Genomic DNA, 12,489 nt, shown 5'->3' on the forward strand with positions numbered 1-12,489 from the left:
AGGTTCTCGTGCCCCTGCCCCGCTTCGACCTCGTCGCCGGCCGTCGCCCCGACGAGGTCGCCACCCTGCTCGACGCCGCCCACGCCGCCGTGGTCGAGGCGTTCGGCGTCCCCGACGGCGACCGGTACCAGGTCGTCCACCAGCACCCCGAGGGCGAGCTCGTCGTCCACGACACCGGCCTCGGCATCGAGCGCACCCGCGACGTCGTCGTGCTGCAGGTGACCAGCCGCCCCCGCCCGCGTGCGCAGAAGGAGGCGTTCTACCGTCTGCTCGTCGAGCAGCTGCGCACCCGCTGCGGGACCGCACCCTCCGACGTCGTCGTCTCGGTCGTGGAGAACTCCGACGCCGACTGGTCCTTCGGTCACGGCCGCGCCCAGTTCCTCACCGGGGAGCTCTGACCCGGCGCGGCGGGACGCGGCGGCGCTGGTCCCCGGGGGCGGTCGTGTGCCACGCTGACGGCCAGCACAACTGAACACACGGCCGCTTCCCCCGGGCGGGAGAGCCCCACCGGTCCCACCGGTGGGCACCGAAGGAGCAACCACCCCGGAACCTCTCAGGTCCACGTACCGCCACGGGCAGGCCGCTCTGGAAAGCAGGACCCCTGGGTCCTCACCGACGGGGAAAGCCCTGCCCCGCAGGGTGAAGCTCTCAGGTTCCGCGACAGAGGGGGTCCAGCACGTGACCGCACCGCGCGGTCGCGACGAGAGGAGCCCGGTGAACACCCAGGTCAGCAGCGCGACGGTCAGCCCGACGAGCACGCCCCTCGCCGACGTCCATGCGGCGCTCGGCGCCTCCTTCACCGACTTCGCCGGCTGGCAGATGCCGCTGCGCTACGCCTCCGACCTCGCCGAGCACAAGGCCGTCCGCGAGCGCGCCGGGGTCTTCGACCTCTCGCACATGGGGGAGATCCGGGTCACCGGCCCCGAGGCGGGAGCGGCGCTGGACGCGGCCCTCGTCGGGCGGGCCTCGACCATGCCGATCGGCCGGGCGGCCTACGGGATGCTCGTCGACCACGAGGGCGGGATCGTCGACGACCTCGTGACCTACCGCCTCGGCGAGCAGGAGTTCCTCGTCGTCGCCAACGCCGCGAACGTCGAACCCGTCGTCGTGGCCATCGCCGACCGGTGTCGCCCCTTCGACGTCCACGTCGCCGACGAGACCGCCCGCTGGGCCCTCGTCGCGGTGCAGGGGCCGGCGTCGGTGGCGATCCTCGGACCCCTCGTGGACGTCGACCTCGACGTGCTCGGCTACTACCGCAGCGCGTCCGCCACCCTGCTGGGCGTCCCCGTGCTGCTCGCGCGCACCGGGTACACCGGGGAGGACGGTTTCGAGGTGTTCGCCCCGGTCGAGCACGCGGTCACCGTCTGGGACGCGCTGCTGTCCGCGGCCCGCGAGCACGGTGGGGTCCCCGCCGGGCTGGCCTGCCGGGACACCCTGCGCCTGGAGGCGGGGATGCCGCTCTACGGCCACGAACTGACCCGCGAGACCAGCCCGTTCGCCGCCGGCCTCGGCCGCGTCGTGAAGCTGGACAAGGACCCGGGACCGGTCGGGCTCGAGGCGCTGCGACGACTCGCCGAGGTCGCACCCGCCCGGGTGCTGGTCGGCCTGAAGGGATCGGGGCGCCGGGCTCCCCGTGCCGGCTACGCCGTCGTCGCCGACGGGAACCCGGTCGGAGAGGTCACCAGTGGCGCGTTGTCGCCCACGCTCGGCTACCCCGTCGCGATGGCCTACGTCGACGCCGCGCTCTCCGCCCCCGGCACCGCGCTGGCCGTCGACGTCCGCGGTTCCGAACTGCCCGTCGAGGTCGTCGCGCTGCCCTTCTACCGTCGGGAGCGCTGAGTCGTGAGCGCTCCGCTGTCCGTCTTCGACATGTTCTCCATCGGCATCGGCCCGTCGAGCTCGCACACGGTCGGCCCGATGCGCGCCGCCCTCGCCTTCGCCGAGCACCTCGAGGGAACCGCCGCGCTGGAACGGGTCGTCTCCGTCACCATCGACCTCTACGGATCGCTGGGGGCCACCGGGCGCGGACACGGCACCGACCGGGCCGTCGTCCTGGGACTGCTCGGTGAACGGCCCGAACTCATCGACCCCGACGCCGTGGCCGGGCTCCTCGACGAGATCCGGCGCAGCGGTGAACTGCGGGTCCTCGGCCGGCACGGGGTGGGTTTCGACCTCGACGGCGACGTCCGCCTGATCGGCCGGACCTCGCTGCCCGCCCACCCCAACGGCATGGTGTTCACGGCCCGCGACGCCGCCGGTGACGTCGTCGCCGAACGGACGTCGTACTCCGTCGGTGGGGGTTTCGTCCGCGACCACCCGCTGGACGCGAGCGAACCCGTCGTAGGGACCGGGGCGGGGTTGCCGCACGGTTTCCGCAGTGCCCAGGAACTCCTCGACCACTGCCGCTCGACCGGCCTCGGGGTCGCGGACCTGGTGCGCCGCAACGAGGAGAGCCTCCGCTCCGGGAACGACGTGGACTCCGGGCTGCTGGACATCTTCGCCGCCATGGCGGCCTGCGTCGACCACGGCCTCGTCACCGACGGAACCCTCCCCGGCGGGCTCGGCGTCCGCCGCCGCGCCCCGCGCCTGCACCGCGAACTCCTCTCCGAGGAGGGGAACACCGCCGCCGACGTCCTGCACGCGATGGACTGGGTCAGCCTCTTCGCGCTCGCGGTGAACGAGGAGAACGCCGCCGGCGGCCGGGTCGTCACGGCCCCGACGAACGGCGCCGCGGGCATCGTCCCCGCCGTGCTGCACTTCTACCGCCGTTTCGTCCGCGGCGCCGACGACGCCGGGACGGTCCGGTTCCTGCTGGCGGCCGGGGGGATCGGGATCATCCTCAAGGAGACGGGTTCCATCTCCGGCGCCGAGGTCGGGTGCCAGGGCGAGGTGGGTTCGGCCAGCGCGATGGCGGCCGCCGGTCTCGCCGAGGTCCTCGGGGGAACGCCCGAACAGGTGGAGAACGCCGCCGAGATCGCCGTCGAGCACCACCTGGGCCTCACCTGCGACCCCGTCGGCGGGCTCGTCCAGATCCCCTGCATCGAACGCAACGCCGTCGGCGCGACCACCGCGATCCACGCGGCCCGCACCGCAATGCGCGGCGACGGCAGCCACGTCGTGAGCCTGGACACCGCCATCGCGACGATGCGCCAGACCGGTGCCCACATGCGCTCGGAGTACAAGGAGACGTCCCTCGGCGGTCTCGCCCTCACCGTCATCGGCCGCCCCACCGTCGGGGTCAACGTCCCCGAGTGCTGACCCCCGGGGCCGGCGCGGAACGGCGGACGTGGCGGTCGACGGCCTCGGCGAAGGCGGTGACGGCCTTGCGCACGGGACGTTCGGGGGAGGGACGCGCGGTCGCCAGCGACAACGTCCAGCTCAGCGGCTCACCCGCGACGGGCTGCTCGTGGCAGCCCGTCCCGACGGGGACCGAACCCGGCACGAACGCCGGGCCGAGACCGGCGGCGACGTAGCGGGGGAACGTCGAGACGTCCGGCACCTCCAGGACCACCCGTCGCGTCGCGCCGACCCGCGCGAACAGCGCGTCGACCTGCAGTCGGTTCGCGAAACCCGGCGGGCCGTCGATCCAGCGGTCCCCCGCGAGGTCCGCCAGTTCCACCGGGGCCGAGGAGGCCAGCGGGTGCCCGGGGGGCAGCAGCAACCGGAAGGCGGTCCGGTCGAGGTGACGCAGCACGACGCTCGCCGGCGGCCGGAACGGCCAGGACAGGAACGCGACGTCCAGCTCGCCGTCGACGAGGGCGCGCAGCAGACCCCGGGAACCGTCGGCGAAGACCCGCATCGACACCGACACCCGGGGGTTCGCCGTCGTGAACCGCTGCAGCAGCAGGGGCAGGTCCACCGGGTGCATCGTCGTCACGACGCCCACGGCCAGCGGCCCGGAGGGTCCACCGTCGGCGTCGAGCACCGCCGAGCGCGCCTCGCAGAGCCCGGCGAGCACCCGTCGGGCCTCCGGCAGCAGGGCCCGGCCCGCGTCGGTGACGACGGCGCGGCGTGACGTGCGGACGAACAGGGCGACGCCCAGGTCCTCCTCCAGCGCCCGCACGACGGTGCTCACCGCGGACTGCGCGGCCCCCAGCCGCCGGGCGGCCGCGCTGATCGTCCCCGCCTCGACGACGGCGAGGAACACCTCCAGCTGACGCAGTTCCACCGCTCTCCCATCGCTGATCCCGATGGATGGTCCCACTGCCCAGCGTTGGAACGGAAGGCTCGATGCCGGCCGGTGCTTGCACGGTCCATGGGATCGAACCGCCGGCACCGTCTCGGCTTCTGGATCGTCGCCTCCGCCTTCGCGACCGCGCTGGCCTTCGCCACCGTGCCGACCCCGCTGTGGGCCCTCTACCGCCAACGCGACGGGCTGCCCACGGTCGTGGTGACCGTCGCCTTCGCGGTCTACGCGGCCGGCGTCGCGATCGCCCTCTTCACCGTCGGGCACCTCTCCGACCACCTGGGCCGGCGCCGCGTCCTGGCCCCCGCCCTCGTGCTCGAGGCCGTCGCCGCGCTCGCCCTCGCGCTCACCCCGAACCTCGCCGTCCTCATCGTCGCCCGGATCGTGACCGGGCTCGCCGTCGGGGCGCTGACCCCCACCGCCACCGCGTACCTCGCCGAGCTCCACGGCCGGACCGCCTCCCGCAGGTCGGGGCTCGGCGCCGTCGTCGCCACCGCCGCCAACCTCGGCGGTCTCGGCCTCGGGGCCCTCGTCGCCGGGTTGCTCGTCGGCCACCTCGGGGACCCGCTGCGGGTCCCGCACGAGGTCTTCCTCGTCCTGCTGCTGCTCGCCGCCGCGGCCGTCGCGCTGCTCGTCCCCGAGACCGTCGAGCGCGAGCACCGGCCCTACCGCGTCCAGCGGATCGCCGTCCCGGCCGCCGCCCGGGGCCGCTACCTCGCCGCCGCCCTGGCCTCCTTCGCGCTCTTCGCCGTCCTGGGGCTCTTCACCTCCCTCGCCCCCGCCGTCCTGGCCTCCCTCGGGCACCCCGGCCCGGTGACCGGCGGGGCGAGCACCTTCGCCGTCCTGGCCGCAGCGGCGCTGAGCCAGGTCCTCCTCGTCCGCCTGCACGCCACCCACCAGGTGCGGATCGGGCTGGCCCTCACCGCCCTCGGCGTCGTCGGTCTCGGGGTCGGGGTGGTGCTCGGGCTCGTCGCGGTGTTCCTCGGCGGCGCGGTCGTGGCGGGGGCGGGCGTCGGCGTCCTGCTCAAGGGCTCGCTCACGACGGCGACCTCGCTGGCCCCCGCGGGTGCCCGCGGTGAGGCGGCCGCCGGCATCTTCCTGGCCGGCTACCTCGGGATGGCCGTCCCGGCGCTCGCCGTCGGGTTCAGCAGTTCCGCCGGGGTCGCCTACGACGTCTCGGTCCCCGTCCTCGCCGTCGTCGTGCTCGCCCTCCTGGGCACCGTCGCGGTGGCCCTGCGCCGCAACCCCGCTCCCGGTTCGGAGCCTGCTGACAGCGGCCCCGTCCAGGTGTCTACTGGTAGCGGCGACGACCGGCAGGGGGTCGTCGCCGGCCCTCGGTGAGGAGGTCCACGTGCGCACCACGAGAACCGCTGCCCCGGACCGTCTCGAGGTCGAGCACCCTCCCCACCCGCACCCCGGCCTGGCCGTCGCGCTGCTCGGGCTGGCCCTGGTCGTCGCCGTCGTCGTGGCGGTGGTCGTCGTCCTCCTCGTCCGCGCCGCCGACGGCGGAGTGCCCGCAGCACCGGGTCTGCCGGGCCACGTCCCGCAGCCCGTCCCGGGCCCGGTGGTCCCCGCCTGACCTGGAACGATCGACCTGGGACGATGACGCGGTGCCCACCCGTCGCCGCACCGACCCCACCGAAGGCCTCGCCGCCGTCCGCGCCGTGGAGGACCTCTGGGAACGGGGCGAGAAGCCCGCGCGGCCGGTGCTGGCCACCGCCGTGCGCTACTCGCTGGAGGAGCTCGCCGCCCGCTACCCCGGGGGGAGCGTCGAGGTGCGCGTGCCGCCGTTCGCGGCGGTGCAGGTCATCGAGGGTCCGCGACACACCCGGGGGACCCCGCCGGCCGTCGTGGAGATGGACGCGACGACCTGGATCGAGCTCGCGACGGGCCGGACGGAGTTCGACGCGGCCCGGACCGCGGGGCGGGTCCAGGCCAGCGGCAACCGCGCCGACCTCGGCGAACTGCTGCCGCTCGTCCCACCGCGTACCGTTCTCCCGTGAGCGAGCAGGCCCAGACCCCGTCCCCCGGCGACGCGCCGGGGGAGACCCCTCAGGTGTCCCCCGAGGTGTCGCCGGAGCGCGAGGGCACCGCGTTCGTCCAGGTCACCCGTCGTCGGGCGCCCCGGTTCCGCGCCTTCGTCGTCACCGGACTGGTGCTCGCCTTCGTCGTCGCCGCGATCGTCGCGGCCGTGACCCCGGCGCGCGACGGCTACTCCCAACGCGCCCTCTTCGGGTACCTGTTCTGCGCGCTGGCCCTGTTCGGGGTCCTGCTGGGCGGTCTGGTCGCCGTGCTCGTGGACCGCCGCACCGGGACCCGACCCGCCCCCCGCGTGCGGCGCGGCCGCCGTCGTTGACGTCGGTCCCCGACGCCGTCGTCGACGTCGGTCCCCGACGCAGGGGTGTGACACACTTCGAGCGTGGCCCGCGGTGACGGACGTCTGAACCACGACCTGCTTCCCGGCGAGAAAGGACCTCAGGACGCTTGCGGCGTCTTCGGGGTCTGGGCTCCCGGTGAGGAAGTCTCCAAACTGACCTTCTACGGTCTCTACGCCCTGCAGCACCGGGGGCAGGAGGCGGCTGGCATCGCCGTGAGCAACGGCGAGCAGATCCTCGTCTTCAAGGACACCGGTCTGGTGTCCCAGGTCTTCGACGAGTCCGCGCTGGAGTCCCTCCAGGGGCACATCGCGGTCGGTCACGCCCGCTACTCCACGACCGGTGGCGGCGGCTGGCAGAACGCCCAGCCCACCCTCGGCGACACCGCCGGCGGGACCGTGGCGCTCGCGCACAACGGCAACCTCACGAACCTGTTCGCGCTGCGCGACCTGCAGGCCGAGCGCTACCCGAACTCCGCCCGTCCCGTGCTGCCCGGACGGCCCTCGCCCAGCGAGCTGGCCCGCGGCAACACCACGGACACCGCGATCCTCACGGCCCTCTTCGCCGGGGACCCCGACCACACGCTCGAAGCGACGGCCGCCGAGGTCCTGCCGCACGTGCAGGGCGCCTTCAGCCTCGTCTTCATGGACGAGCACACCCTCTACGCCGCCCGTGACCCCCAGGGCATCCGCCCGCTGGTCCTGGGGCGCCTGGACCGCGGTTGGGTCGTGGCTTCGGAGATCCCCGCGCTGGACATCGTCGGCGCGAGCTTCGTCCGCGAGATCGAACCCGGCGAGCTCATCGCCATCGACGCGGACGGCCTGCGCAGCACCCGCTTCGCCGAGGCCAAGCCCAAGGGCTGCGTCTTCGAGTACGTCTACCTGGCCCGCCCGGACACCGCCATCAACGGCAAGGTCGTCCAGGAGGCCCGCGTCGAGATGGGCCGGGTCCTGGCCCGTGAGCACCCCGTCGAGGCCGACCTCGTCATCCCCACCCCGGAGTCCGGGACGCCCGCCGCCATCGGCTACGCCGAGGAGTCCGGCATCCCCTACGGACAGGGGATGGTGAAGAACTCCTACGTGGGCCGCACCTTCATCCAGCCCAACCAGACGATCCGCCAGCTCGGGATCCGGTTGAAGCTGAACCCGCTCAAGCACGTCGTGGCGGGCAAGCGCCTCGTCGTCGTGGACGACTCGATCGTCCGCGGCAACACCCAGCGCGCCCTGATCCGGATGCTGCGCGAGGCCGGCGCCGCCGAGATCCACGTCCGGATCTCCTCCCCGCCGGTGAAGTGGCCGTGCTTCTACGGCATCGACTTCGCGACCCGGGCCGAGCTGATCGCCAACGGCCTCTCCGTCGAGGACATCGCCCAGAGCATCGGGGCCGACTCCCTCGGCTACATCTCGACCGAGGGCATGATCGAGGCGACCGAGCAGCCCGTCGAGCGGCTCTGCACCGCCTGCTTCTCCGGCGAGTACCCCGTCCCGCTGAACGACCTCGACCGCCTCGGCGAGCACGCGATGGACAAGCCGCGCATCCCGATCACACCGGTCTCCCGGTCCGAACCCGCCCAGGGGGCCCAGCAGTGAGTGCGACGACGACACCGGCGACGACACCCGCGGGGACGACGTACGCGGACGCGGGGGTCGACGTCGTCGCGGGGGACCGCGCCGTCGAGCTCATGAAGGCGTCCGTCGCCCGGACCCAGGGGCCTGAGGTCGTCGGCGGCTTCGGCGGCTTCGCCGGCCTCTACGACGTGTCGGTGCTCAAGGACTACCGCCGCCCGCTGCTGGCCACCAGCACCGACGGGGTCGGCACCAAGGTCGCGATCGCACAGGCCCTCGACCGGCACGACACCATCGGTTCCGACCTCGTCGGCATGGTCGTCGACGACATCGTCGTCTGCGGCGCGACGCCGCTGTTCATGACCGACTACATCGCGTGCGGACGGGTCGTCCCCGAGCGGATGGCCGCGATCGTCGCAGGCATCGCCCGCGGCTGCGAGGAGGCGGGCGTGGCGCTGGTCGGCGGCGAGACCGCCGAGCACCCCGGTCTCCTCGGGCCGGAGGAGTACGACGTCGCCGGAGCGGTCACGGGGGTCGTCGAGGCCGACGAGCTGCTGGGCGCGGAACGCGTCGAGGTCGACGACGTCCTCGTCGCGATGGCCAGCTCCGGGCTGCACTCCAACGGGTACTCGCTGGTCCGCCGCGTCTTCGCCGACGCCGGGTGGGCCTACGACCGGCACGTGGAGGAGTTCGGCCGCACCCTGGGCGAAGAGCTCCTCGTCCCGACCCGGATCTACGCCCGGCCCGCGCTGGCCACGTTGAGCTCCGGTGGCGTGCACGCCATGAGCCACGTGACCGGGGGCGGCCTCGCGGCCAACCTGGCGCGCTGCCTCCCGGCGGACGTGACGGCCGTGGTGGACCGCACGACCTGGACCCCGGGTGCGGTGTTCAGCCTGGTCCGCGACCTCGGCCGGGTGCCGACGGACGACCTCGAGCGCACCCTGAACCTGGGCGTGGGCATGCTGGCCGTCGTGCGTCCCGACAGCGTCGACGCCGTGGTGGCCACCCTGGAACAGGCCGGCATCCCGGCGTGGGTGTGCGGTGAGGTGCGTGGACGCACCGAGGCGGACGGCCCCAGCAACGGCAAGGGCATCGCAGGAGGCGTGACCCTCCTCCAGGGCCGGCACCAGGGTTGGTGACGGCGGTGGAGGCGGGCACGCCTCGTGCGATGCCTCGGTCGTGCGTGCTGCGGTAGACCCGTAGCCTCCGAGCCGGTCAGGCTCGGCGCTTGGACGTCCACTCGTCGTGGTCGTCCGTCGCGGTGTACTTCGACCAGTCCTCGGCTTCGTCCTCCGAGTCGTCGTCCTCTACCACGTCAGACTCCGGCGCCTTCTGGGGCTCTGGTCGCCCGAGTTGGCGGTACGGGTCGGGCCCGTGAAGCTCACGTTGCAGAGCGTTGTAGTCGGTGTCGGGACTGAAGTACTTCAGCTCCCGAGCGACCTTCGTCTGCTTGGCCTTCTGACGGCCGCGCCCCATGGCGTCGACCCCCTCGCGCGTCGGCCGGGGCAGACAGTGCTGACCCCGGAGCAGCTGTCATCTCTCCGTGGCTCCAACGGTACATGTTCGCGAGACCTTCCGGCATCCCGGTCGGCCCCTGGACACCCCGGACGGCCCACGAGCGTGTCCCGCGCGGCTGCCGCGCATGCTGTTAGCTGTGCCCATGACCAGCGTCGGAGGCGGAACGGACCGCCGTGTCGTGGCCGGGATCGACTCCTCCACCCAGTCCTGCAAGGTCGTCGTCCGCGACGCCGGAACGGGCGAGTTGCTGCGGATCGGGCGGGCCAAGCACCCCGACGGCACCGAGATCGACCCCGCACGCTGGTGGCAGGCCCTCGAGGAGGCCGTCGCCGACGCCGGCGGCCTCGACGACGTGGACGCGCTCGCCGTCGGCGCCCAGCAGCACGGCTCGGTGCTGCTCGACGAGTCCGGCGAGGTCGTGCGGCCCGCGCTGCTCTGGAACGACGGTCGCTCCGCGCCCGCGGCCGAGGCGCTGACCGCCGAGCTGGGCGGCCCGAAGGCCTGGGCCGACCAGGTCGGCAGCGTCCTGGTGGCCTCGCTGACGATCACCAAGCTGCGCTGGATCGCCGAGCACGAGCCCGAGAACGTGGCCCGTACCGCCGCGGTCTGCCTCCCGCACGACTGGCTGACCTGGAAGCTCGCCGGTGGTCAGGGGGCGCGGCTGGTGACGGACCGCGGGGACGCGTCCGGGACGGGGTACTGGTCACCCGCCGAGGGGGGCTACCGCAGGGACCTGCTGCAGTCCGCCTTCGGCGCCTCGCCGGACCTGCCGGACGTCCTGGGGCCGGCGGAGTCCGCGGGCGTCAGCGCCGGCGCTCTCTCCCGGGGCGCCCTGATCGGGCCGGGGACCGGGGACAACATGGCCGCCGCCCTCGGGGTGGGGGCCCGGGTCGGTGACGTCGTCGTGTCGATCGGGACGTCCGGTGTCGTCAGCGTCGTCAGCGACGTCGCGACCCACGACCCGAGCGGTCTGGTCGCCGGGTTCGCCGACGCGAGCGGTCGCTACCTGCCGCTGGTCTGCACGCTCAACGCCGCACGCGTCCTGGACGCCGCCGCCCGGATGCTGGGGGTCGACCACGACGAGCTGTCCCGGCTGGCCCTCTCGGCCCCCGCCGGCAGCGGGGGACTCGTCTTCGTGCCCTACCTGGAGGGGGAGCGGACCCCGGTGAAGCCGGACTCCACCGGCGCGCTGCACGGGCTCACGCTGTCGACCTCGACCCCCGCGCACGTGGCCCGCGCCACCGTCGAGGGACTGCTCTGCGGCCTCGCGGACGGTCTGGACGCCCTGGTCGCCCAGGGGGTCGAGATCGGGCGCGTGGTGCTCGTCGGCGGCGGGGCGCGCTCGGAGGCGGTGCGGCGCCTGGCTCCCGCGGTGCTGGCCCGTCCCGTCGTCGTCCCCGAACCGGGGGAGTACGTCGCCGACGGTGCCGCGCGGCAGGCGGCGTGGGTGCTCTCCGGCGCGGAGGCCCCACCGGACTGGACGCTGAACGCGTCGCAGACCTTCGAGGCCGACCCGACCCCGCACGTGCGGGAGCGCTACGCGCAGGTGCGCGACCTGACGGCGAACAGGATCTGACGTCGAGGTCTGACGCCGCCGCGCTCAGGCGTGCGGACCGGTGCCGTGGATCCCGGGCAGGTCGACGGTGCGACCGGCGCGCTTGTCCTCGTACATGCGCGCCTCCGCCTCCGCCAGCACGGCCTCCGTGGTGCGGGTGAGGTCGTCGGCGGCCCAGCCGACCGAGAGCCGCACGTGGACGCCGGCCTGCACGACGGCGATGCTCCGGCGCAACCGGTGGGCGAGGGCCTCGACGTGGGCCGAGGGCACCGCCTCGACCAGGACCACGAACTCGTCCCCACCGAGACGGGCGACGGTGTCGCTCGGGCGGACCTCCGCGGCCAGCCGGCGGGCGACCTCGACGAGCAGGGCGTCCCCGGCCCGGTGCCCGAGCCCGTCGTTGACCTCCTTCAGCCCGTCGACGTCGCACAGGAGGACGAACGTGGCCAGGGCGGGGTCGGCCTGCACCCGGGAGCGGGAACGGCCCCAGCGGTCCGCCAGGAGCGCGCGGTTGGGCAGCCCGGTGAGGTGGTCGTGGCTCGCGCGGTGCCCGAGTTCCCGTTCCACCGCCAGCCGGTGCGAGACGTCCCAGGCCGCCACCACGAGGTGGTCGGCGGCGCGGGCCCGGGCGACGAGTTCGAGGCGCACCCCGGGACGTGCGGCGGGCCGCAGCCGCAGCGGCCCGGAACGCTGCCCCGGCTCTCGCACGGCACTCAGCGCGGCGCGGGCGCGGGGGCGGTCGGCCGCCAGGACGAGGTCCAGGGCGTCGGTGCCGACGAGGGCGGGCGGGTCGATCAGGACGAACTCCGCGAGCCCCGGCGAGGCCCACTGCACGGTGCTGCCGAGCAGGAGGGCGGTGGCGGGTGCCCCGGCGGCCAGCGCGCGCCAGTCGGGACTCGCCCCGTGGGGGGTCACGACCCGGCGCTGCCGACCCGTCCCGCGAGGCCGTCGCCCACGCCCGCCAGGACGGCGGCGGCCGCGGACGTCGTCAGCACGGCCGGCCACGGGCCCAGGCGCTGGGACAGCGGGTGCGAGACGCCCACGAGACCGACCGTGCCCAGGGCGAGGGCGGCGGCGAGGACGGGGGAGCGCTTCGTCCAACGGGGGAGGGCGAGGCCCAGACCGGCCGCGAGCGCGACCCCGGCGAGCGCTCGGTTCCCCGTCGTGCGGCCGAGGACGTACCCCCCGAGGACGGCGGGGCCGATGAGGGCGGGACTCGGGATCGCGGGCACGCCAGGAGGTTAACGGCCGGACCTCGGCGCAGCGCAGGGTGGGGCTGGAGGCCGGCTG

14 protein-coding genes and 1 riboswitch are annotated in these 12,489 nt (G+C 74.4%); of the genes, 10 read left to right on the forward strand and 4 right to left on the reverse strand.

Going from position 1 to position 12,489, the window contains the following annotated elements; translation table 11 throughout:
• The first annotated feature begins 8 nt into the window (after positions 1–8).
• The 3 genes from SJY07_RS16985 (at position 9) to SJY07_RS16995 (ending at position 3,258) form a co-directional block, all read left to right on the forward strand.
• A complete protein-coding gene (locus SJY07_RS16985; RefSeq protein ID WP_380160688.1) occupies positions 9–398 on the forward strand; it encodes a tautomerase family protein in 390 nt (129 codons plus the stop codon).
• 86 nt (positions 399–484) lie between these two features.
• Positions 485–579, forward strand: a riboswitch (glycine riboswitch).
• 135 nt (positions 580–714) lie between these two features.
• Positions 715–1,839, forward strand: a complete 1,125-nt coding sequence (gene gcvT, locus SJY07_RS16990; RefSeq protein WP_328293046.1) for a glycine cleavage system aminomethyltransferase GcvT — start codon at positions 715–717, stop codon at positions 1,837–1,839.
• Between the two features lie 30 nt (positions 1,840–1,869).
• Complete coding sequence (locus SJY07_RS16995) at positions 1,870–3,258, forward strand: L-serine ammonia-lyase (RefSeq protein WP_380162390.1); 1,389 nt, start codon at positions 1,870–1,872, stop codon at positions 3,256–3,258.
• Here SJY07_RS16995 and SJY07_RS17000 read toward each other — a convergent pair.
• Positions 3,239–4,168 (reverse strand): LysR family transcriptional regulator, encoded by a 930-nt coding sequence (locus tag SJY07_RS17000; RefSeq protein WP_380160690.1) that lies wholly within the window; start codon positions 4,166–4,168, stop codon positions 3,239–3,241. The two genes, SJY07_RS16995 and SJY07_RS17000, sit on opposite strands and share 20 nt — an antisense overlap.
• An 87-nt stretch (positions 4,169–4,255) precedes the next feature.
• On the opposite strand from SJY07_RS17000, the gene SJY07_RS17005 reads away from it, so the two are divergent.
• The 6 genes from SJY07_RS17005 to purM all read left to right on the forward strand — a co-directional run bounded on the left by SJY07_RS17005 (position 4,256) and on the right by purM (position 9,265).
• Positions 4,256–5,527, forward strand: coding sequence for an MFS transporter (locus SJY07_RS17005; RefSeq protein WP_380160692.1), 1,272 nt, complete (start codon positions 4,256–4,258; stop codon positions 5,525–5,527).
• Between the two features lie 10 nt (positions 5,528–5,537).
• Complete coding sequence (locus SJY07_RS17010; RefSeq protein WP_328293042.1) at positions 5,538–5,765, forward strand: hypothetical protein; 228 nt, start codon at positions 5,538–5,540, stop codon at positions 5,763–5,765.
• A gap of 31 nt (positions 5,766–5,796) precedes the next feature.
• Positions 5,797–6,189 (forward strand): sterol carrier family protein, encoded by a 393-nt coding sequence (locus tag SJY07_RS17015; RefSeq protein ID WP_380160694.1) that lies wholly within the window; start codon positions 5,797–5,799, stop codon positions 6,187–6,189.
• A complete protein-coding gene (locus SJY07_RS17020; protein ID WP_328293040.1) occupies positions 6,186–6,542 on the forward strand; it encodes a hypothetical protein in 357 nt (118 codons plus the stop codon). The genes SJY07_RS17015 and SJY07_RS17020 overlap by 4 nt, the downstream gene beginning before the upstream one ends.
• 63 nt (positions 6,543–6,605) lie before the next feature.
• Positions 6,606–8,150 carry an amidophosphoribosyltransferase gene (gene purF, locus SJY07_RS17025; RefSeq protein ID WP_380160696.1) on the forward strand — a complete coding sequence of 515 codons (1,545 nt, stop codon included), beginning with the start codon at positions 6,606–6,608 and terminating at the stop codon, positions 8,148–8,150.
• Positions 8,147–9,265 carry a phosphoribosylformylglycinamidine cyclo-ligase gene (gene purM, locus SJY07_RS17030; protein ID WP_380160698.1) on the forward strand — a complete coding sequence of 373 codons (1,119 nt, stop codon included), beginning with the start codon at positions 8,147–8,149 and terminating at the stop codon, positions 9,263–9,265. The genes purF and purM overlap by 4 nt, the downstream gene beginning before the upstream one ends.
• 76 nt (positions 9,266–9,341) lie before the next feature.
• Here purM and SJY07_RS17035 read toward each other — a convergent pair whose 3' ends face one another.
• Complete coding sequence (locus tag SJY07_RS17035) at positions 9,342–9,602, reverse strand: DUF3073 domain-containing protein (RefSeq protein ID WP_328293037.1); 261 nt, start codon at positions 9,600–9,602, stop codon at positions 9,342–9,344.
• 184 nt (positions 9,603–9,786) lie between these two features.
• Between SJY07_RS17035 and xylB the strand changes: the two genes are divergently transcribed.
• Positions 9,787–11,220, forward strand: a complete 1,434-nt coding sequence (gene xylB, locus SJY07_RS17040) for a xylulokinase (RefSeq protein ID WP_328293036.1) — start codon at positions 9,787–9,789, stop codon at positions 11,218–11,220.
• 24 nt (positions 11,221–11,244) lie between these two features.
• On the opposite strand, the gene SJY07_RS17045 is transcribed toward xylB, so the two are convergent.
• Both SJY07_RS17045 and SJY07_RS17050 read right to left on the reverse strand, forming a co-directional pair.
• On the reverse strand, positions 11,245–12,114 hold the full coding sequence (locus SJY07_RS17045; protein WP_380160701.1) for a GGDEF domain-containing protein: 870 nt from the start codon (positions 12,112–12,114) through the stop codon (positions 11,245–11,247).
• On the reverse strand, positions 12,111–12,431 hold the full coding sequence (locus SJY07_RS17050; protein ID WP_328293034.1) for a hypothetical protein: 321 nt from the start codon (positions 12,429–12,431) through the stop codon (positions 12,111–12,113). Before SJY07_RS17050 ends, SJY07_RS17045 begins: the two co-directional genes overlap by 4 nt.
• Between the last annotated feature and the right edge of the window lie 58 nt (positions 12,432–12,489).

The organism is Kineococcus sp. R86509 (assembly GCF_042466365.1).
GTDB lineage: Bacteria > Actinomycetota > Actinomycetes > Actinomycetales > Kineococcaceae > Kineococcus.